Here is a 19,907-nt window from a genome sequence, read left to right as displayed (position 1 = left end):
CGTGGGCAGGCGGTCCGGGTCGTCCCCGGCCTCCGGCACCGTGGTGTCGGTGAGCGTCGCGGCCTGCGGGGCGAACGGGTCGAAGTCCGGCGGCGGCACCATGACCGGGGTGCCCTTGGGGCGGCGCTCGGCCGCCTCCGGGCTGTCGTCCGGCACCAGGAGGGGCTCGGCGGGCGTCGGGTCGGCGACCGGGGCGAAGGGGTTGAAGTCGGCCGGGGGGATCCGGACCGGGGTGCCGCGCAGGTGCACCGGCAGCGGCGTGGCGTCGGCCGGCAGCTCCTCGGCGGGAGCCGGCTCGGTGGCGGCCGCCGGGGGTGCGAGGGTCTCGGCCGGTACGCCCCGGGCGGGGGTCGCGGCCGGCACCGGCGCGAAGGTGTGCGCCGGCGGGGTGAGCTGCCCCGCCACGCCGTCCCAGCCGAACTGCACGCTCTTCAGCAGCTCGGCGAAGGCCTCCGTGTACAGGTCCCAGTCCTGCGGCTGAGCGGTCGCGAGCTGGACGCAGAGCACCGAGACGCCGTCCGGCAGCGGGACGAACGCCTCCACCACCGAGGTGACCACCCAGCGCCGCCGGCCGTCGGCGGCCAGCGGACCGGGGACGGGGACGCTGCGGCCCTCGACCAGGACGGCGGCCGGGCCGGCCGGCAGCAGCACCGTCCAGACCTCGGCGTGCCGGCGGACGGTGGCCAGTTCGGTGGCGAGCCCGGTGATCGGCAGCGGGTGCCGGGCGAGCGAGACCACCAGGGTGGCGTCGGTCGGCCGGCCGGCCACCTCCAGGGCGCAGACACCGGCGTAGACCGTGCCCGAGGCGGTGATGGCGTCGGCCAGGGTGGCGGCGATCACCGCGAAGTCGCGGCGCGGCGCCGGACCGGTGCCGCTGAACAGTTCCTCGGCGACCTCGGCCAGGTGCGCGGTCAGCTCGGCGGCGGCCGCGCCGGTGGCCGGGTCGATGCCCTTGGCGGTGAACACGCCGTCCGCACCGGCCGGGCCGGTGGGCACGGTCCGGGCGGAGACGCCGGCCGGGCCGCCCGGGGAGGTCAGCGGGTGGAAGCCGGGCGGCACGACCAGGCGGACCTCGGCGCCGGCGCCGGTGGCCAGCTCGACCGGCTGCCGGGTCTGCTGCCCGCCGGCGAGCGCCGCCAGCGCGGCGGCGAACGGCGGACGCAGCTCGGGGGCGGCGACCTGGCCGGCCACCGGCAGCTCGAACCGCGCGGCCGAGACGGCGCCCCGGTCGGCCACCGCGCCGCGCACCGGGCCGCCGCCGTAGCGGGCCAGCAGCGCGTCGCCGGCCAGCTCGGCCAGCGGGGCTCCGGTGCCCGGGCGGGCCGTCCCGGCGGTGACCACGGTGCCGAGCCGGTCGACGGCGTCGTGCACCGGGCCGTTGGGCGCCAGGGGAAGGTTGAACAGTGCCTCGGCCGCCGGGTGGGCGCCGGCGCGCAGCGCCGTCAGCGAGGCCGCCGGGTGGCGCGAGGTGTGCTTCTCGAAGAGGCCTTCGGTGAGCGCGCCGAGCGTCGCGGACACCTGCTCCGCCGGGGCGAAGGGATTGGCCTCCGCGCTGAACTGGCCGTCCTGGGTCAACTGATGAGCCCCCCGCTCTGCTGCGTGTGCGTTCGGTGGTTCGGTGGGTCCGGGCGCGCTCGTGACCGGCGTGCCGTCAGATCCGTGCTCATTCCTATCAGAGGCCGCCGCCGTGGCAGAACCGGCGTCCGGTCAGTTCGCCGGCTCGACCACCAGCGCGGCGACGGCGCCCGCGATGCCGGGGTCGGCGAACAGGGCGGCGAGTTCGCGCACCAGCCGGCCGGTCGGGCCCTCGGGGCGCTCGGCGGCGAAGAAGCCGGCGAGCTCGGCGGCCAGCGCGGGCTCCCGGGCGGCGGTCAGGGTCAGGGCCGCCACGAACTCCTGGACCAGGTGGAGTTGGAGCTCCTCCAGCGGTACCGAGCGTTCGCCCAGCCACTCCAGCGAGGTGATCTCGGCGTTGGCGATCCAGGCGCGGACGGTCAGCCGCAGGCCGGGGCTGGGCGAGGGGACCGCCAGGTGGGACAGGATCTGGTCGTGCGCGGCCCGCCGGACCTCGTCGATCACCGCCGACGTCCCGGCGCTGGCCGCCACCGAGCCGCCGCGCAGCAGTGCGGCGAAACCGGGGCCGTGGCTCTGGACGAAGTCCAGGTAGCGGCCCATCACCCGGTACAGCCGCTCGGAGAGCGGGCCGTCGGCCGGCTCCTCGAAGCGGCCGGCCAGCTCGCGCCCGGCCCGGCGCAGCGACTCCTCGTACAGCGCCTGCTTGCCGGGGAAGTAGTGGTAGACCAGCGGGCGGGAGGCGCCGGCGGCGGCGGCGATGTCGTCGATCGACACCTCCTCGGGCGGGCGGCGGCTGAACAGCTCCAGCGCGACGGCGATCAGCTGCTCGCGCCGCTCGTCCACGCTGAGCCGCCGGCGCGGCCGCTCGCCGCTCCGGTCGGCGCCCTTCCCGGCCGTGGCGCCGTCCTCGGCCCGGGTGCCCCTCGCGGCCCGGACACCCGCGGCCGGGGTGCCGGGTGCCGTGAGGTCCGGGGTCGCGCCGCCCGGGGCGCCGGTGCTGCCGGCGGCCCGGGCGCTGCTCCGGCCGGTGCGCGGGGTCGTGGGCGCCGCCGACGGCGTACGGGAAGCCATGGGCGTCACCCTATCCGGCCGGGGCGGCCGCCGTGGATCTTGCCGCAGGCCCGGCCGCGCCCCTACGCGGGGCGCAGCTCGCGGTAGCGGCGGTAGGCCTCCAGGCCGTCCGGGACGAACGCGTCGCGGGCCAGCCTGGCGTCCAGTTCCTCCGGGGTCAGCCAGGCGTGCCAGGCGACCTCGGACTCCTGCGGCGCGACCGGCCCGTCCCACCGCGCCTCGTACAGGTCGCACCACCAGGAGAGCCCCTCCTGCCGGAAGAGGAACTTGACCAGCGGGCGCGGCTCGATCCCGCTGACGCCGAGCTCCTCCTCGGCCTCCCGGACGGCGGCGCTCGCGTACGTCTCACCGGCGCCGACCACCCCGCCGACGAACATGTCGTGGAAGCCCGGCGCGAACAGCTTGGTGTCGGTGCGCCGGTGCACGAAGATCCGCCCGGCCCGGTCGCTGACCAGGATGAACACACAGCGGTGGGTCAGCCCCCGGCGGTACACCTCCCCGCGCGGTGCGGTCCCGATCACCCGGTCGTGCTCGTCGACGACGTCCAGCAGCTCTTCGGCAGGGTTGGTCATGACGGACAGGTTAGGGTTTCCGGGCCCGGCTCGAACGCGGGCACGACAGAATTCGGACGAATCCGGGTGGCGCGCGGTGGTGGAGATCTGGGGCGAGACGGCCGAGGGCTTCGAGCCCGTACGGGAGGCCTTCGCGCGGAACTTCCGCGAGTACGGCGAGCTCGGCGCGGCGTTCGCGCTGTACGTGCGCGGGCGCAAGGTGGTCGACCTGTGGGGCGGCGACGCCCGGCCCGAGGTCGGCGGGCGGCCCGCTCCGGCCGTGCCCTGGACGGCGGACACCGCGCAGGTGCTGCGCTCGGTCACCAAGGGCCTGACCGCGACCACGGCGCTGCTGCTCGCCGAGCGCGGGCAGCTCGACCTGGACGCTCCGGTCACCTCGTACTGGCCGGAGTTCGGGGCGGCGGGCAAGGGCGGCGTGCCGGTGCGCTGGCTGCTCTCGCACCAGGCCGGTGTGCCGGCGCTGGACGTGCCGCTGCGGCTGGAGGACGTGCTCACCTGGGAGCGGGCGGCCGCGGCCGTCGCCGCCCAGGCGCCCGCCTGGGAGCCCGGCACCGCGCACGGCTACCACCCCTACACGTTCGGCTGGCTGGTCGGCGAGGTGGTTCGCCGGGTGAGCGGGCGGACGGTCGGCCAGTACTTCGCCGAGGAGGTCGCCCGACCGCTCGGGCTCGACCTGTGGATCGGGCTGCCGGCCGGAGCCGCGCCGCGGGTCGGCCGACTGGTGGACCTGCCCGCGCCGGAGGCCGCCCGGACCGGTCCGAGCGGGCTGCGGCTGCGCCCCAAGCAGGCGGTCCGGGACGCCTACCAGGACCCGGCCTCGCTGACCGCCCGGGCCTTCGCGTCCGTGCGGCCCGGCGTGGACCTCAACGATCCGGCGGTGCAGGCCGCCGAGATCCCCGGGGCGGGAGGGATCGGCACCGCGCGGTCGCTGGCCCGCTTCTACGCGGCGCTCGTCGGCGCGGCCGACCGGCACGGCGGTGCGCCGGGCACGGCGCTGCCGCCGCTGCTGGGACCGGAGGTGCTGGCCCGCGCGGCCGGGCCGGTGGTCAGCGGGCCGGACCGCGTGCTGATCGTCAACTCGACCTTCGGTCTCGGCTTCTTCCGGCACGGCCCGACCGCGCTGATGGCCTCGCCGGCGAGCTTCGGCCACCCGGGCCGCGGCGGCTCGCTCGGCTTCGCCGACCCGGAGCTCGGTCTCGGATTCGGCTACGTCACCAACGGCATGCAGCCCGGGGTGACGGGAGACGTCCGCTCCCGCCGGCTGATCCACGCGGTGCGCGGCTGCCTCGGGCTGTCCTGAGGAGCGTCAGGCCTGACCGGTCTCGAAGCGGCTGATCCGGTTGCCGTCGACGACGAAACGCCAGGCGGTGCGCATCTCGCCCCAGGTCTCGTTGCTGTAGTTGGCGATCAGCGCGCGGCCGCCGTCCGCCTCGGACTGGACGTCCATGTGGCCGCGGCTGGAGAAGATCTCGCGGTCGATCCAGTCCGCGAGGTCGCGGTCGGAGCCGTCGTCGGACATCGTGGCGTCCTCGGTGAGCAGGGCCACGAAGGCCGCGCGGTCGCCCGCGTTGATCGCGGCGACGGCGGCGCGGACGGTCGGGTCGGAGAGCTTGGCGATGGCGATGGTCATGAGGTCTCCCGGAGGTGAAGGGACGGGACTCCTGTCTAAGGCGTCAGCCGGGCGTGTCCGGGCATGTCGGCGGCGCGTCGGTGATTTTCGGTATTCATGTGCTTAGATCCCGATATGGGCGATTTGCTTGCAGAAGGGAGCCCCATGGGTCCGGCCGAACTGCTCGTCCTGACGTTCCCCCAGCAGACCATCACCGTCGAGGCGGCCACCGCGCTCGGCAAGCCGCGCACCGGGGGTGACGTCCGGGTCATCGACTCCTTGGTGGTCACCCGGCACCCGGACGGGGAGGCGACGTACGGCGAGCTCGCCGACTTCGAGGACCTGCGGGGCGTCGTCCCGGACGGGCCGGCGGGCGTGCCGGACATCGCCGACAAGCTTTCCGACCCGGGCCGGCCGGCCCAGCAGGGCCTGCTCACCCCCGAGGAGTTCGCGACGGCCAAGGCGCGGTTGCTCGGCGGGTGAGCTCGGGAGAAAACGCGGTGGGGCCACCTCGCGAGGGGTGCCGCGCCGCGGACCACGGGGAGTGGTCGCGGAGTGGGAAGTCGGCAGGTTCGACTTCCCACTCCGCGCTTTCGCGTCACCGGGGGCCGGTGCCGGCAGGAGCGCGCCGGAAAGCGGCCTAGAAGAAACCGAGGGCGTCGGGGGAGTAGCTCACCAGCAGGTTCTTGGTCTGCTGGTAGTGCTCCAGCACCGCCTTGTGGGTCTCGCGGCCGATGCCGGAGTTCTTGTACCCGCCGAACGCCGCGTGCGCGGGGTAGAGGTGGTAGCAGTTGGTCCAGACCCGCCCGGCCTGGATGGCGCGGCCGGCCCGGTAGGCGGTGTTGCCGTCCCGGCTCCAGACGCCCGCGCCGAGCCCGTACAGGGTGTCGTTGGCCTGGGTGATGCCGTCGTCGAAGTCCTCGAAGCGGGTGACCGCGAGGACGGGGCCGAAGATCTCCTCCTGGAAGATCCGCATGCTGTTGACGCCCTCGAAGACGGTGGGCGTCACGTAGTAGCCGCCGGCCAGTGCTCCGCCGAGGTCGGCCCGCTCGCCACCGGTCAGCACCTTGGCCCCCTCGGCCTGGCCGATCTCGATGTACGAGAGGATCTTCTTCAGCTGGTCGTCGCTGGCCTGCGCGCCGACCTGGGTCTCGGTGTCCAGCGGGTTGCCCTGGCGGATGGTCCGGACCCGCTCCAGGCCGTCGGCGAGCAGCCGGTCGTAGACCGAGGACTGGATCAGCGCCCGGCTCGGGCAGGTGCAGACCTCGCCCTGGTTGAGGGCGAACATCGCGAAGCCCTCCAACGCCTTGTCGTAGAAGGCGTCCTGTTCGGCCGCGACGTCGGCGAAGAACAGGTTGGGGCTCTTTCCTCCGAGCTCCAGCGAGACCGGGATCAGGTTGCCGCTGGCGTACTGGGAGATGAGCCGGCCGGTGCCGGTCTCGCCGGTGAAGGCGATCTTGCGGATGCGGCTGCTGGAGGCCAGCGGGCGGCCGGCCTCCAGGCCGTAGCCGTTGACCACGTTGAGCACGCCGGGCGGCAGCAGGTCCGCGGTCAGCTCGGCCAGCAGCAGGATCGACGCCGGGGTCTGCTCGGCGGGCTTGAGCACCACCGCGTTGCCGGCCGCCAGGGCCGGGGCGAGCTTCCAGACCGCCATCAGGATCGGGAAGTTCCACGGGATGATCTGGCCGACCACGCCCAGCGGCTCGTGGAAGTGGTACGCCACGGTGTCCTCGTCCAGCTGGGAGAGGCCGCCCTCCTGGGCGCGCAGCGCGCCGGCGAAGTAGCGCAGGTGGTCGACGGCCAGCGGCAGGTCGGCGGCCAGCGTCTCGCGCACCGGCTTGCCGTTGTCCCAGCTCTCCGCGACCGCCAGCTCCTCCAGGTGGTCGGCTATCCGGTCGGCGATCCGCAGCAGCACCTGGGCGCGCTCGGCGGGCGAGGTGCGGCCCCAGGCCGGGGCGGCGGCGTGGGCGGCGTCGAGGGCGGCCTCGATGTCCTCGGCGGTGCCGCGGGCGATCTCGGTGAAGATCTCACCGGTGACCGGGCTGGGGTTCTCGAAGTACTCACCGCGGACCGGCGGCGTCCAGCGGCCGCCGATCCAGTGTTCGTAGCGGGGCCGGTAGGCGACGATGCTTCCGGGCTGCCCCGGGGACAGGTAGACCGTCATGTGCTGGGTGCCTCCTCGCGCTGTCGGGGGCACCGCCGCGGCGCACGGGCCGGGCGGCGCGCCGGGCCGCGGACCGGCGGCCCGGTGGAGGGTGCGGCCGCGCACGCGGGCAGGGCGCCGCCTGGGCACCCGCCGCTGGGCGTGTCGGACACGCCCTGCACCCTAGCCGCGCCCGGCGGCCGCGGCTACCATCCGTACGGGAGACGTCCACGGAGGGTGCGCGTTCCGGCCGAATTCCGCCGCCGGACCGGACCGGGCCGGGCGGTGCGCTGGGCCCGGTCCGGGTGGTCCGGTTCAGGCGGACTGGTAGCGGCCGGTGCGCGACTCCCAGCTGAGGTAGCCGGCCAGCCAGGTGACCAGGCCGTCGGCGTACCGCCCGGCGATCGCCCGTTCCACCCGTGCCAGGCCCAGTTCCCGGAAGACGTCGGGGAGTTGCCGGTGCAGCTCGCGGCAGCGCTCGACCATCAGCTGGGCCTCGGCCATCACCACGGCGCAGGCTTCCTCGGCCGAGCAGCGGCGCTCCCGCTGCACGATCATCACCAGGTTGTTGACGTCGCCGCGCGGGGCCTCCAGCGGGAAGGACCGGACGTCGTTGCTGAGGGACGGTATGTCGGCGGCGAGCTGGCGGAGTTGACGCAGGACCGGGTGGTGGAGGACGGCGGCGGGCACCTCGAACTGGCCGAGGCGCTCCACCATGTCGAAGATCGTCTCCATCGCGGCGGTGCCCCGCCTGAGTACCAGGTAGCCGTCACGGTCCGGCGGCCGGGAGGAGATCCGCCCGGCCGCCTCGGCCGGGTGACTGGCCAGGTACCACTCCCAGTTGTAGGCCGCCCGGGCCTGCCAGCGGGCGGGCATGCCGCTCACGCTGCGGTCCCAGAGGTCGGCGAACGCCGTCTCGACGGGGGACGAGACGTCGGGGCGGGCGCCGTGCAGGACGGCGATCAACCGCTCGCAGATCGGGGCGACCTCGGTGGGGCGGCGGCCCAGCGGGCCGTCGAACTGGTCGTCGAAGAGGAAGTAGAAGCCCATCAGGTCGGCGGCCAGGGCGAGTTCGTCCGGTCCGGCATCCGGGTAGCCGAGGGCGGCGAGGTCGACCACGTCCCAGTGGGCGTAGGACGGGTGGGCCGGGTCGGGGAGCAGTGGATGCCGGGTCAGCCAGGCGCGGTGCAGCTCGGTGGCGTACGGGCCGTGGGGGCTGCGGCGGTGCGGGAACGGAAGCTGCAGTGAGGTGTCGTCAGACATCGGACTCCCGGTGCGGCGGAGGGTGGGGGCGCTGGCGGTACTGGTGCTGATTGTGGGGGAGTTGGTGTGGCGGGTTTCCACGGGGTGGTCCACATGGCAAGATCAACTCGATGAGAATGCCGTAGAGTATCTGATGCAATGATCGGACGTTAGGGATATAGGGCAATTGCCCTTGGCAAGCCGTCCGAACCCTCAATCTCCGCCCCAGCCTGCGCGAATGCCGCACAGCGCGCCCGCGGCGGCGCTAATCTCGGCTCCACGGGCAGGGAACAGTGAGGCGGAGGCACGACGGTGACCGAGCAGGGACACGAACTTCGGGCGGGGGCGGTCACCGGAGAGCGGACGACGGACGCCCTGTCACCCCGGGTCAGGCTGCGCGACCGCGATGCCGAACTCCGCTCGGCCGAGGCAGCGGTGGAGAAACTCTGCCGCGAGTTCGCCGCCGGCGGCACCGAGATCGGCGAGCTGCTCACCTTCTCCGGCCGGCCCGGCATCGGCAAGACCAGCCTGCTCCACGAGGTCCGTCGGATCGCCAAGCTGCGCGAGGGCGCCACGGTGCTCTTCGCGCGCGGCGGCGAGCGCCAGTTCAACGAGCCCTACCACGTCCTGCGCCAGCTGCTCCAGCCCGTGCTCGGCGGTCTCGCCCCCGAGGTGTTCGGGCAGGTGATGGGCACGTGGGAGGAGGTCGTCGGACCGGCCATGGGCCTCAAGCAGCCGAAGACCGGGGCCCGGCGCCTCGACCCGCAGGGCGTGCGCGACGGCCTCGACTACGTCCTCACCCAGCTCGCCCCGCGCCGCGCCCCGCTGGTGATGATCGTCGACGACCTGCACTGGGCCGACCTCGAATCGCTCGGCTGGCTCACCCAGTTCGCCGTCCGGGCCCGCGAGTTGCCCGTCCTGCTGGTCTTCGCCTACCGGGAGGACGCCGCCGACTGGCAGCCCGAGGCCCAGGAGCAGCGGTCCGCCGTCACCGGGCTCGCCACCCGCCGGCACGAGCTGAGCCGGCTCTCGCTGGTCTCCGTCACCGACATGATCCGCGCCGAGTTCGGGGCGAAGGCCGAGGACTCCTTCTGCTACGAGTTCTGGAACGTCGTCAACGGCAACCCGTACGAGGCCGTCGCCCTGCTCGACCAGGTCCGTGACCAGGACCTCGAACCGGTCGAGGAGAACTCCCAGCAGCTGCGCGAACTCGCCGTCGACGCCACCGGGATGACCCTCAAGGGCTGGTTGGACCGGCTCGGCGCGACCACCCTGCGGTTCGCCTGGGCCGCCGCCATGCTGGGCACCGACATCCGGCCCGACCTCGCCGCCCGGATCTCCACCCAGAGCGCCGAGGGCTCCCGCGAGTCCATCAAGCAGCTGCGCCGCCAGCGCGTCCTCACCCAGACGCCCAACGGGAACCTGGAGTTCGTCCACCCGCTGATCGGCAGCTCGATCTACAACACCATGCCGGAGTCCACCCGCACCGGAATGCACGGCGTGGCCGCCGCCGAGATCGAGAACGCCGGACTCGGCCTGCTCGCCGCCTCCCGCCACCTGGTCGAGACCTTCCCCGGCGAGGGCGACGACCGCACCGTGCGCAAGCTGCGCCGGGCCGCGCAGGAGCACCTGCTGATCGGCGCGCCCGAGGCCGCCCAGCGCTGTCTGCACCGCGCCCTCGCCGAGCCGCCGGACGACGAGGACCGCGCCGAGGTGCTCTACGAGCTCGGCTGCTCCGCCCTGCTGACCGACCCCGTCGCCACCGTCAACCAGCTGCGGCTCGCGCTCGACCCGGAGGAGGGCCCGCTGCGCCCCGCGCTGCGGGTGGACGCCACCTTCCGGCTCTCCGAAGTCCTCGCCCACAGCGGCGAACTCGGCGCGGCCGCGCAGGTCTGCCAGGACGAGGCGGCGCAGACCTTCGGCGACCCGGCGGGCAAACTCCGCCTGGAGGCCGCCTCCTTCATGTGGCACGCCTACCGCAAGGCCGAGGAGAACGGGCCGGCCCGCTCCGAGCGCCTCGGCGAGCTCTGCCGCAGCCTCACCGGCCGCGGCGCCGCCGACCGGGCCGTCCTCGCGATGCGCGCCTGGGACCTCACCCTGCGCGGCGAGGCCTCCGCCGAGGCGCTGCGGCACGCCGACGAGGTGCTCGACCACGGCCGGCTGCCCAAGGGCCTCGGCTGGACCGACAACACCTGGGGCTTCGAGCTGCCCGGCACGCTCGGCCTCGCGTACACCTACAACGACCGCATCGCCCAGGCCGAGCGGCTGTTCGGCGACGCCATCGTCCAGTTCGAGGTGGCCGGCTGGAGCGGTGCGCACCGCGGCTTCGCGTACTTCCTGATGGGCCTGGCCCGGTTCCGCCGGGGCCTGCTCGCCGAGGCCGAGGACTTCCTGCGCCGGTCACTGCGGCTCTCCGAGCGGATCGGCTCCAAGCTGCCGCTCGCCTGGGACGCGGTCGGCGTGCTGGTGGACACCCTGCTCGCCCGCGGACGCACGGACGAGGCCTGGGACCTCGCGATCGGCTTCGGCTTCAGCCCGCCGTACCACGCCACCGCCATGGTGCTGCCCGACGCGCCCTCGCTCTACGGCAAGCTGCTGCTCGCCGTCGGCCGGCCCGCCGGGGCGGCCGCCGCGCTCACCGAGGCCGGTGCCCAGCTCGACGCCCGGGGCTGGCACAACACGGTCTGGGCACCCTGGGCCGGGCACCTCGCCATCGCACTCGCGGCGGACGAGCCCGAACGCGCCCGCGCGTACGCGGAGCGGTCCGTCCGTGACGCCCGCCGGTTCGGCACCGCCTCGGCGATCGGCACCGCGCTGCGGCTGCACGCCCAGATCGAGGACGGCCAGCAGGCGGTGGAACTGCTGGAGCAGGCCGTGCGCCACCTCGGCCAGTCGCCGGCCGGTTACGAGCACGCCGTCGCCCTGGTGGACCTCGGTGCCGCACTGCGCCGGGTCGGCCGGCTGGAGGACGCCCAGGAGTACCTGTACCAGGGCATCGAGCTGGCCCAGCACTGTGCCGCCGACGGCCTGGTCGAGCAGGCCCGCCACGAGCTGGCCAACTACGGCCTGCGGCCCAACCGGCTGGGGGACGTCCGGGAGATGCTCAGCCAGCCCGAGTGGGACGTCGCCCGCCTGGCCGTCCGGGGCGTGCCGCCACAGCGGATCGCCGAGGAGCTGGGTGTCCACCTGAGCCTGGTCAACCGCCGGCTGGCGGCCGTCTACCGCAAGGCGGGAAGCGGCCCGGACGGCCTGGCCTCGGCCCTCGGCATGCCGCCCGAGCAGCGCGAGGGCACGGCGGACTAGCACGGTCACGGGGGTCCGGAGCCGCGGCTCGGAGCAGGTCGCCCGGAGCGGGCGGCCCGGACGAGCGGGCCCGGACCGTGCGACTCGGAACAATGCGGCGGAACGGCCCGGCGGACGGAGACGGGGCAACGGCGCGCGGGAGCGTCATGAGCGCCCCCGCCGCCGCCTCGCTGACTAGGCTGGCCCACGGGGCTGCGGGCCCCGGACGGACCCGGTACCAGGGGCCGCGGCACACCGCGGCCGCCAGTGAGGAGCAGGCCATGGCGACGCCCCCGGCGAACGGCTCGCAGCCGACCAGCGTGCGGCGCGAACCCCTCGAACCCGCGGGCGCCGGCGCCGCGATCGAGCGCTGGACCCTGCGGGCCGGCCCGTACGAGGCGAGCGTGCTCACCCTCGGCGCCACCCTGCACACCCTGAGCGCCCCCGACCGCGCCGGCCGGTCCGGTCAACTGCTGCTCTCCTCCGACCGGTTGGCCGAGATCCTCGGCCCGGCGCGGCACTACGGCACCGTCGTCGGCCGCTACGCCAACCGCATCGACGGCAGCAGGGTCACCATCGACGGGGAGGAGCACCCGCTCGCCCCGACCGGCGACGGCGTGACCCTGCACGGCGGCCCGGACGGCTTCGCCCACCGGATGTGGGAGGCCGTGCAACTGCCCGACGGCGTCCGGCTGCACCTGCACAGCCCCGACGGCGACCAGGGCTTCCCCGGCGCGCTCGACGTCACCGTCGACTACACGCTGAGCTCCGCCGGCGAGCTGACGATCGCCTACCGCGCCGTCACCGGCGCGCCGACCGTGATCAACCTGACCAACCACGCGTACTTCAACCTCGCCGGCGAGGGCAACGGGGACGTGCTCGGTCACCTGCTCACCCTCGACGCCGACGCCTACACCCCGGCCGACCGGCGCCAGATCCCCTACGGCCGGACCGAGCCCGTGGCCGGCACCCCGTTCGACTTCACCGTCGCCCGGCCGATCGGCAAGTCGGTGCACGACGAGCACCCGCAGCTGGCCGGCCCCGGCGGCTACGACCACAACTGGGTGCTCCGCCCGCGACCGGCCGACGGCACCCCCGCCCGGGCGGCGCTGCTGGAGGACCCGGTCGGCGGCCGCACCCTGGAGGTGCTGACCACCGAACCGGGCCTCCAGGTCTACACGGCCAACAAGTTCCAGGGCACGGTGACCGGCGCGAGCGGCGTCCCGTACGGGCCGTTCGCCGGGATCGCCCTGGAGACGCAGCACTACCCGGACTCCCCGCACCACCCGGAGTTCCCCAGCACCGTGCTGCGCCCGGGGGAGGAGTTCCGCTCGACGACCGTGCTGCGCCTCGGCGTGAGCTGAGCCGGGCCGGCGACGGGAGCGGGCCCGGGACGGGGGTCGGGCCGGGGACGGGGTCGGGCCGGGGCCCGGCCGCGCGGTGAGCCGGCCGGGCCCGCCCGTCAGCGTGCCGGGAGCTCCCGGCGCATGCAGAGCCGGGGCCAGCGGTCCAGGCCGTGCTCGGCCTCCCGGCGGCGGATCTCCCGCAGGCCGGGGGTGACCTCGCCGGCGGCGAGCGGCCGGAAGCCGCAGCGGGCGTAGTAGGGAGCGTTCCAGGGCACCTCGGTGAACGTGGTGAGGGTCAGGGCGGGTGCGTCGGTGCCCGCCGCCAGGTGCTCGATCAGCGCCCGCCCGATCCCCCGGCGGGCGTGGCCGGGGTGGACGGAGACCTGTTCGATGTGCAGGGCGCCGTCCACCGGCTCGGCCAGCAAGTAGGCGACGGGCGCACCCCCGGCGTCCAGCGCGACCAGCGCGACGCCCTCGTCCAGGAAGTGGGCGAGCTCCTCCGGGGCGGGCGGTTCGTCCTGCGCGATCTCCGGCATCCCGATGGCCGCGAACGGTGCCCCGGCGGCCCGTTCGAGTGCGCACAGCAGCGGCAGTTCTTCCCTCGTGGCGGGTCTGATCAGCATGCGCCCAGTCTGCTGCAAGGAGCTTGCCGCCACCCAGCGTATTTTCTGCCCGGTCGAGTACCGGGGTGAACCGGACAAACCGCAGCAGAATGTTCGCCTGTCAACTACCGTGCGGCTACGTCCAGGACACGCGGGCGTAACGATCGGCGAATCTTGCAGAAACTTGCTGCAAGGGCTTTCGGTGATGATTGCGCCGCTGTTAACTTCCTTCCAGCCCGACGGCAGCAACGGTGCGGTCGGCACGAGGCAGCCATTATGCGCCTGTCTCCCAACATCTCGGGCACCCCCACCCTCCCAAGGAGTTCTCATGCGGCGTGGCATCGCGGCCTCTGCCCTCGTTGTGGCCCTCGCGGTCTCGATGGCTGCCTGTGGCAGCAGCGGCTCCAGCTCGGACGGCAAGGCCGACGGGCCGGTCACCCTCACGTACTGGGACACGTCGAACGCGACCAACGAGGCGCCGAGCTACCAGGAGCTCACCAAGAAGTTCGAGGCCGCCAACCCGAACGTCAAGGTCGACTTCGTCAACGTGCCGTTCGACCAGGCGCAGAACAAGCTCCAGACCGCCATGGGGGCCAAGGGCGCTCCGGACGTGTTCCGCTCCGAGGTCGGCTGGACCGCCGCCTTCGCGAAGGCCGGCTACCTGGAGCCGCTCGACGGCACCCCGGCCGCCACCGACTCCGCCGCCTTCCAGCCGACGCTGATCCAGCAGGCCAAGTACGAGGGCAAGATCTACGGCATCCCGCTGGTCACCGACACCCTGGGCCTGCTCTACAACAAGGAGCTCTTCACCAAGGCCGGCATCACCGCCGCGCCGAAGACCTGGGACGAGCTGAAGACCGCCGCCGCCGCCGTCAAGGAGAAGGCCGGCGTGGACGGCTTCTGGCTGAAGGCCGCCGACGGCTACTACGCGATGCCGTTCCTGTTCGGCGAGGGCACCGACACCGTCGACGCCGCCGGCAAGAAGATCACCATCACCTCGCCCGAGGCCGTCAAGGGCATCGAGACCTACAAGTCGCTGTTCACCTCGCCGGGCACCGCCAAGGCCGACGTCACCACCGACGCCTACGCGCACATGATGGACGCCTTCAACAGCGGCAAGGTCGCGGCGATCATCCAGGGCCCCTGGGAGATCACCAACATCTACAAGGGCTCCGCGTTCGCCGACAAGACCAACCTCGGCATCGCCCCCGTCCCGGCCGGCTCCGGCGGCAAGTCCGGCGCCCCCACCGGCGGCCACAACATCTCCGTCTACGCGGGCGCCGACAAGGCCCACAAGGCCGCCGCCGAGAAGTTCGCCGCGTTCATGACCTCGGCCGAGAGCCAGGCCTTCATCGCGCAGAAGAACTCCACCCTGCCGACCCGCGCCGACGCCTTCACCCCCGAGGTCAAGGCCGACCCCGGTATCGCCGGCTTCCAGGCCGTGCTCACCAGCGCCAAGCCGCGCCCCGAACTGCCGGAGTACAGCTCGCTGTTCGCCTCGCTCGGCACCAACCTCGGCAAGGTCGTCCAGGGCACCGGCACCCAGGACGGGCTGAACACCGTCGCCACCGACTACGCCAAGCTCCTCCCGGGCTTCGCGAAGTAGTCCCCCCGGCCGTCCCGCCCGCCCCCCCCACCCCGCCGGCCCGACCGCCACACCCGTAGCAGCAGTCGCCGAAGCGAGGCGGCGGACCTCCTCCGAGAAGGTGTCGAACAATGTCAGTCGCCGTGCAGGGCGCCACCGGCCAGGGCGGCCGGGAGCGCGATCCGCGTCCGGGCCTGATGGAGCGCCTCAAGCGCTCGTACGCCAAGCACTGGTACGCCTACGCGATGATCGCGCCGGTGGTGCTGGTGCTGGGCGGGCTGGTGCTCTACCCGCTCGCCGAGGGCATCTGGCTCACCCTCACCGACGCCAACAGCCTCAACGCCGCCCGCACGATCGGCGTCAACGAGATCCCGGCCAGCTACCACTTCGTCGGCTTCGACAACTACGCCGACATCCTCTGGGGGCCGGGCTCGTACGACCGTTTCTGGTCGCACTTCGTCTGGACCATCGCCTGGACGGCGCTCTGCGTCTGCCTGCACTACACCATCGGCCTCGGCCTCGCCCTGCTGCTCAACCAGAAGCTGCGCGGCCGTGCCGTCTACCGGATGCTGCTGATCCTGCCCTGGGCCGTGCCGACCTTCGTCACCGTCTTCTCCTGGCGCCTGATGCTCGCCGACGGCGGCGCCGTCAACGGCCTGCTCTCCGCCCTGCACCTGCCCGAGCCCGGCTGGCTGGACGACCCGGTGGCGCAGAAGGCGGCCGCGGTCCTGGTCAACACCTGGGTCGGCGTGCCGTTCATGATGATCTCGCTGCTCGGCGGCCTGCAGTCGATCCCGGCCGAGCTGTACGAGGCCGCCGAGATGGACGGCGCCACCGCCTGGCAGCGGTTCCGCCACGTCACCCTGCCCGGGCTGCGCACCGTCTCCTCGACCGTGGTGCTGCTCGGCGTGATCTGGACGTTCAACCAGTTCGCCGTCATCTTCCTGCTGTTCGGCGGCAACGGCGCGCCCGACGCCCAGCTGCTGGTCACCTGGGCCTACCGGCTCGGCTTCGGCCAGCAGCCCCGCGACTACGCGCAGTCCGCCGCGTACGGCGTGATCCTGCTGTCCATCCTCATCGTCTTCACCTCCTTCTACCGGCGCTGGCTCGCCCGCAACGAGCAGGCCAACGGCTGACGCCGACCGGTAACCAAGCGACCCACGAAGGCAGGTAACCCCGATGAGCACCACCACCGAACGACCCACCGTCCTCGCCGCTCCGGCAGCGGTCGCCAAGCCGGTCAAGGCCCGTCGCCGCGGCGAAGCCGGCCCGCTCGGCAAGGCGCTGGCCCACGGCGCCCTGGTCCTGGCCAGCCTGATCGCGCTGTTCCCGGTGGCCTGGATCCTCTACGTCTCGCTCGGCCCGGACAAGACCGACTACCTCCACCCCGGCGAGATCCTCGACAAGATGACCCTGTCGAACTACCACAAGGTGCTGTTCGACACCGACTTCTTCACCTGGTTCGGCAACGCGTTCCTGGTCTCCGGCGTGACCACGGTGTTCGGCGTGCTGATCGCCGCCACCACCGGCTACGCCGTCTCCCGGATGCGCTTCCCCGGGCACAAGCCGCTGATGTGGTCGCTGCTGGTCACCCAGATGTTCCCGATCGCGGTGCTGATCGTGCCGATGTACACGATCCTCTCCGAACTCGGCCTGCTGGACAGCTACCTCGGCCTGATCCTGGTCTACTCGACCACCACCGTGCCGTACTGCGCCTGGCTGCTGAAGGGCTACTTCGACACCATCCCGGTGGAGATCGACGAGGCCGGCCGGGTCGACGGGCTCACCCCGATCGGCACCTTCTGGCGGCTGGTCCTGCCGCTCGCCCGGCCGGGTCTGGCGGTGGCCGCGTTCTACTCCTTCCTGACCGCCTGGGCCGAGGTGGCCTTCGCCTCCACCTTCATGCTCAGCTCCGACAAGTACACCCTGGCCGTCGGCCTGCAGACCTTCGTCAGCGAACACGACGCCCAGTGGAACCTGATGGCGGCGACCGCGGTCCTGATCGCGATCCCGTCCTCGGTCCTCTTCTACCTGGTGCAGCGTCACCTGGTCACCGGCCTGACCGCCGGCGCCTCCAAGTCCTGACCTGCCGCTCTCTAGTCCCAAGGGATACCGTCCATGACCCAGAACCTGGCCGACACCTCCCGGCCCGCCGCCGACGCCACCGCCCACGAGGCAAGCACCGGCGCGTCCAGAGGCTGGTGGCGGGATGCGGTCATCTACCAGGTGTACCCGCGCAGTTTCGCCGACTCCAACGGTGACGGCATGGGCGACCTGCCCGGGATCCGCAGCCGGCTGCCCTACCTGCGCGACCTCGGGGTGGACGCCGTCTGGCTCTCGCCGTTCTACGCCTCCCCGCAGGCCGACGCCGGCTACGACGTGGCCGACTACCGCGCGGTGGACCCGATGTTCGGCACCCTGCTGGACGCCGACGCGCTGATCCGCGACGCGCACGGGCTGGGCCTGCGGATCATCGTGGACCTCGTCCCCAACCACTCCTCCGACCGGCACGAGTGGTTCCAGCGCGCGCTGCGCGAGGGCCCGGCCTCCCCGCTGCGCGAGCGCTACCACTTCCGTCCCGGCAAGGGGGAGAACGGCGAACTGCCCCCCAACGACTGGGAGTCCATCTTTGGCGGGCCGGCCTGGACCCGCACCGAGAACCCCGACGGCACCCCCGGCGACTGGTACCTGCACCTGTTCGCCCCCGAGCAGCCCGACTTCAACTGGGAGAACCGGGCCGTCGCCGACGAGTTCCGTTCGATCCTGCGGTTCTGGCTGGACATGGGCGTCGACGGCTTCCGGATCGACGTCGCCCACGGCCTGGTCAAGGCCGCCGGCCTGCCCGACATCGGCGGCGGCGACCAGCTCAAGCTGCTCGGCAACGACGTCATGCCGTTCTTCGACCAGGACGGCGTGCACGAGATCTACCGCAGCTGGCGGAAGATCCTCGACGAGTACCCGGGCCAGCGGATCGGCGTCGCCGAGGCGTGGACCCCGACCGTCGAGCGCACCGCCAACTACGTCCGCCCCGACGAGCTGCACCAGGCCTTCAACTTCCAGTACCTGGGCACCTCCTGGGACGCCGCCGAGCTGCGCGCGGTGATCGACCTCTCGCTCGACTCGATGCGCCCGGTCGACGCCCCCACCACCTGGGTGCTCTCGAACCACGACGTCACCCGGCACGCCACCCGCTTCGCCAACCCGCCGGGCCTCGGCACCCAGATCCGTACCCCCGGGGACCGCGAGCTCGGTCTGCGCCGGGCCCGCGCCGCCACCCTGCTGATGCTCGCGCTGCCCGGCTCCGCGTACATCTACCAGGGCGAGGAGCTCGGCCTGCCGGACGTCACCGACCTGCCCGACGAGGTCCGCCAGGACCCGTCCTTCTTCCGCAAGGCCGGCCAGGACGGCTACCGCGACGGCTGCCGGGTGCCGATCCCGTGGTCCGGCACCGAGGCCCCGTACGGCTTCGGCCCGACCGCCGGCGGCCCCAGCTGGCTGCCGCAGCCCGCCGAGTGGGCCGGGCTCAGCGTCGAGGCGCAGACCGGCGACCCGACGTCGACCCTGGAGCTGTACCGCAGCGCGCTGGCCGTCCGCCGGGAGCAGCCCGCGCTGGGCGCCGGCACCGAGGTCGAGTGGCTGGACGGCCCCGAGGGCACCCTGGTCTTCCGCCGCGGCTCCTTCGTCTGCACGGTGAACGCCACCGCCGAGCCGGTGCGGATAGCCGCGCCCGGCCGGCTGCTGCTCTCCTCCGCGGACGCCGTGACGGACACCGCGGTGGACGGCGGCGAGACGGTGCTCGCACCGGACAGCACCGACTGGTGGGCGGTCTGACGTGGTTGCAATAGGCTCTGGGACCGTGACTACGGCGCGACTTTCAGACATCGCGGCGCAGGCGGGGGTCAGCGAAGCCACCGTCTCCCGCGTACTCAACGGCAAGGCGAACGTCTCCGCCGCCACCCGGCAGACCGTGCTGGCGGCGCTGGACGTGCTCGGCTACGAGCGGCCGACCCGCCTGCGCCAGCGCAGTGCGGGCCTGATCGGGCTGATCACCCCGGAACTCAGCAACCCGATCTTCCCCGCGCTGGCCCAGGTGATCGAGCAGGTGCTGAGCCGGCACGGCTACACGCCGGTGCTCTGCACCCAGACGCCCGGCGGCTCCACCGAGGACGAACTGGTGGAGATGCTGGTCGACCGGGGCGTGGCGGGCATCGTCTTCGTCTCCGGCCTGCACGCCGACACCACCGCCGACCACGACCGGTACGCCCGGCTGACCGGTCGGCAGGTGCCGTTCGTGCTGATCAACGGCTTCAGCGAGAAGATCGACGCGCCGTTCATCTCGCCGGACGACCGGGCCGCGATGTGGATGGCCGTCCAGCACCTGGCCGAACTCGGCCACGAGCGGATCGGTCTGGCGGTCGGGCAGAAGCGCTACGTCCCGGTGCTGCGGAAGATCGAGGGCTTCACGGCGGCCCTGCGGGAGGTGCTCGGCCGGACCGAGGAGCAGGCCCGGGAGCTCGTCCACCACACGCTGTTCAGCGTGGAGGGCGGACACGCGGCGGCGGGCGCGCTGCTCGACAAGGGCTGTACGGCGATCGTCTGCGGCAGCGACATGATGGCGCTCGGCGCGATCCGCGCGGTGCGCCAGCGGGGCCTGTCCGTCCCGCAGGACGTCTCGGTGGTCGGCTTCGACGACTCGCCGCTGATAGCTTTCACCGAGCCGCCGCTGACCACCATCCGCCAGCCGGTCGAGGCGATGGCCACCGCCGCCGTCGACGCCCTGCTGGAGGAGGTGGGCGCGAACGCCGCCCAGCGCGGGGAGTTCATGTTCCAGCCGGAACTGGTGATGCGCGGTTCCACGGGCGCCTGCGCCCGCTGAGACG

16 protein-coding genes are annotated in these 19,907 nt (G+C 73.3%); 9 read left to right on the top strand and 7 right to left on the bottom strand.

Annotation, left to right across the window (positions count from 1 at the left end; genetic code table 11):
• The 3 genes from ACFVYI_RS14375 to ACFVYI_RS14365 form a co-directional block, all read right to left on the bottom strand.
• On the bottom strand, window positions 1-1,575 hold a 1,575-nt coding region (locus tag ACFVYI_RS14375), incomplete at its 3' end, for a hypothetical protein (protein ID WP_387884910.1).
• A gap of 132 nt (window positions 1,576-1,707) precedes the next feature.
• Window positions 1,708-2,646 carry a TetR/AcrR family transcriptional regulator gene (locus ACFVYI_RS14370; RefSeq protein ID WP_387884908.1) on the bottom strand — a complete coding sequence of 313 codons (939 nt, stop codon included), beginning with the start codon at window positions 2,644-2,646 and terminating at the stop codon, window positions 1,708-1,710.
• Window positions 2,647-2,708: 62 nt separating this feature from the next.
• Window positions 2,709-3,218, bottom strand: coding sequence for an NUDIX hydrolase (locus tag ACFVYI_RS14365; protein ID WP_387884905.1), 510 nt, complete (start codon window positions 3,216-3,218; stop codon window positions 2,709-2,711).
• 76 nt (window positions 3,219-3,294) lie between these two features.
• Between ACFVYI_RS14365 and ACFVYI_RS14360 the strand changes: the two genes are divergently transcribed.
• Window positions 3,295-4,518, top strand: a complete 1,224-nt coding sequence (locus tag ACFVYI_RS14360; protein ID WP_387884903.1) for a serine hydrolase domain-containing protein — start codon at window positions 3,295-3,297, stop codon at window positions 4,516-4,518.
• A gap of 6 nt (window positions 4,519-4,524) precedes the next feature.
• On the opposite strand, the gene ACFVYI_RS14355 is transcribed toward ACFVYI_RS14360, so the two are convergent.
• Window positions 4,525-4,848 carry a nuclear transport factor 2 family protein gene (locus ACFVYI_RS14355; RefSeq protein WP_387884901.1) on the bottom strand — a complete coding sequence of 108 codons (324 nt, stop codon included), beginning with the start codon at window positions 4,846-4,848 and terminating at the stop codon, window positions 4,525-4,527.
• 144 nt (window positions 4,849-4,992) lie between these two features.
• Between ACFVYI_RS14355 and ACFVYI_RS14350 the strand changes: the two genes are divergently transcribed.
• Window positions 4,993-5,310 (top strand): hypothetical protein, encoded by a 318-nt coding sequence (locus tag ACFVYI_RS14350; RefSeq protein ID WP_387884898.1) that lies wholly within the window; start codon window positions 4,993-4,995, stop codon window positions 5,308-5,310.
• A 157-nt stretch (window positions 5,311-5,467) separates the two neighbouring features.
• On the opposite strand, the gene ACFVYI_RS14345 is transcribed toward ACFVYI_RS14350, so the two are convergent.
• On the bottom strand, window positions 5,468-6,991 hold the full coding sequence (locus tag ACFVYI_RS14345; protein ID WP_387884897.1) for an aldehyde dehydrogenase family protein: 1,524 nt from the start codon (window positions 6,989-6,991) through the stop codon (window positions 5,468-5,470).
• 294 nt (window positions 6,992-7,285) lie between these two features.
• A complete protein-coding gene (locus ACFVYI_RS14340; RefSeq protein ID WP_387884895.1) occupies window positions 7,286-8,233 on the bottom strand; it encodes a terpene cyclase in 948 nt (315 codons plus the stop codon).
• Between the two features lie 291 nt (window positions 8,234-8,524).
• Between ACFVYI_RS14340 and ACFVYI_RS14335 the strand changes: the two genes are divergently transcribed.
• Together ACFVYI_RS14335 and ACFVYI_RS14330 are read left to right on the top strand one after the other, a co-directional pair.
• Window positions 8,525-11,515, top strand: coding sequence for an ATP-binding protein (locus ACFVYI_RS14335; protein WP_387884892.1), 2,991 nt, complete (start codon window positions 8,525-8,527; stop codon window positions 11,513-11,515).
• Window positions 11,516-11,775: 260 nt separating this feature from the next.
• Window positions 11,776-12,858, top strand: a complete 1,083-nt coding sequence (locus tag ACFVYI_RS14330) for an aldose epimerase family protein (protein ID WP_387884889.1) — start codon at window positions 11,776-11,778, stop codon at window positions 12,856-12,858.
• A gap of 98 nt (window positions 12,859-12,956) precedes the next feature.
• On the opposite strand, the gene ACFVYI_RS14325 is transcribed toward ACFVYI_RS14330, so the two are convergent.
• On the bottom strand, window positions 12,957-13,463 hold the full coding sequence (locus ACFVYI_RS14325; protein WP_387884886.1) for a GNAT family N-acetyltransferase: 507 nt from the start codon (window positions 13,461-13,463) through the stop codon (window positions 12,957-12,959).
• Between the two features lie 307 nt (window positions 13,464-13,770).
• Here ACFVYI_RS14325 and ACFVYI_RS14320 point away from each other — a divergent pair, with 307 nt between their 5' ends.
• From ACFVYI_RS14320 to ACFVYI_RS14300, 5 genes are all read left to right on the top strand, one after another.
• Window positions 13,771-15,048, top strand: a complete 1,278-nt coding sequence (locus ACFVYI_RS14320) for an extracellular solute-binding protein (protein ID WP_387884884.1) — start codon at window positions 13,771-13,773, stop codon at window positions 15,046-15,048.
• A gap of 110 nt (window positions 15,049-15,158) precedes the next feature.
• Window positions 15,159-16,163 (top strand): carbohydrate ABC transporter permease, encoded by a 1,005-nt coding sequence (locus tag ACFVYI_RS14315; protein WP_380389992.1) that lies wholly within the window; start codon window positions 15,159-15,161, stop codon window positions 16,161-16,163.
• A gap of 43 nt (window positions 16,164-16,206) precedes the next feature.
• A complete protein-coding gene (locus tag ACFVYI_RS14310) occupies window positions 16,207-17,112 on the top strand; it encodes a sugar ABC transporter permease (protein ID WP_387884880.1) in 906 nt (301 codons plus the stop codon).
• Between the two features lie 33 nt (window positions 17,113-17,145).
• On the top strand, window positions 17,146-18,858 hold the full coding sequence (locus ACFVYI_RS14305; protein WP_387884877.1) for a glycoside hydrolase family 13 protein: 1,713 nt from the start codon (window positions 17,146-17,148) through the stop codon (window positions 18,856-18,858).
• Between the two features lie 25 nt (window positions 18,859-18,883).
• Window positions 18,884-19,903 carry a LacI family DNA-binding transcriptional regulator gene (locus ACFVYI_RS14300; protein ID WP_329490759.1) on the top strand — a complete coding sequence of 340 codons (1,020 nt, stop codon included), beginning with the start codon at window positions 18,884-18,886 and terminating at the stop codon, window positions 19,901-19,903.
• The last annotated feature ends 4 nt before the right edge of the window (window positions 19,904-19,907 follow it).

Origin of the sequence: Kitasatospora sp. NPDC058218 (genome assembly GCF_042882445.1) — a bacterium.
Classification (GTDB): Bacteria; Actinomycetota; Actinomycetes; order Streptomycetales; family Streptomycetaceae; genus Kitasatospora.
This window is presented reverse-complemented; position numbering and strand designations above follow the sequence as displayed.

Bases quoted from the DNA above. Each gene is read 5' to 3' on its own strand.
- ACFVYI_RS14310 (WP_387884880.1), top strand. From the start codon at position 16,207: ATGAGCACCACCACCGAACGACCCACCGTCCTCGCCGCTCCGGCAGCG.
- ACFVYI_RS14365 (WP_387884905.1), bottom strand. From the start codon at position 3,218: ATGACCAACCCTGCCGAAGAGCTGCTGGACGTCGTCGACGAGCACGAC.
- ACFVYI_RS14355 (WP_387884901.1), bottom strand. From the start codon at position 4,848: ATGACCATCGCCATCGCCAAGCTCTCCGACCCGACCGTCCGCGCCGCC.
- ACFVYI_RS14315 (WP_380389992.1), top strand. From the start codon at position 15,159: ATGTCAGTCGCCGTGCAGGGCGCCACCGGCCAGGGCGGCCGGGAGCGC.
- ACFVYI_RS14350 (WP_387884898.1), top strand. From the start codon at position 4,993: ATGGGTCCGGCCGAACTGCTCGTCCTGACGTTCCCCCAGCAGACCATC.
- ACFVYI_RS14305 (WP_387884877.1), top strand. From the start codon at position 17,146: ATGACCCAGAACCTGGCCGACACCTCCCGGCCCGCCGCCGACGCCACC.
- ACFVYI_RS14330 (WP_387884889.1), top strand. From the start codon at position 11,776: ATGGCGACGCCCCCGGCGAACGGCTCGCAGCCGACCAGCGTGCGGCGC.
- ACFVYI_RS14345 (WP_387884897.1), bottom strand. From the start codon at position 6,991: ATGACGGTCTACCTGTCCCCGGGGCAGCCCGGAAGCATCGTCGCCTAC.
- ACFVYI_RS14325 (WP_387884886.1), bottom strand. From the start codon at position 13,463: ATGCTGATCAGACCCGCCACGAGGGAAGAACTGCCGCTGCTGTGCGCA.
- ACFVYI_RS14370 (WP_387884908.1), bottom strand. From the start codon at position 2,646: ATGGCTTCCCGTACGCCGTCGGCGGCGCCCACGACCCCGCGCACCGGC.
- ACFVYI_RS14340 (WP_387884895.1), bottom strand. From the start codon at position 8,233: ATGTCTGACGACACCTCACTGCAGCTTCCGTTCCCGCACCGCCGCAGC.
- ACFVYI_RS14320 (WP_387884884.1), top strand. From the start codon at position 13,771: ATGCGGCGTGGCATCGCGGCCTCTGCCCTCGTTGTGGCCCTCGCGGTC.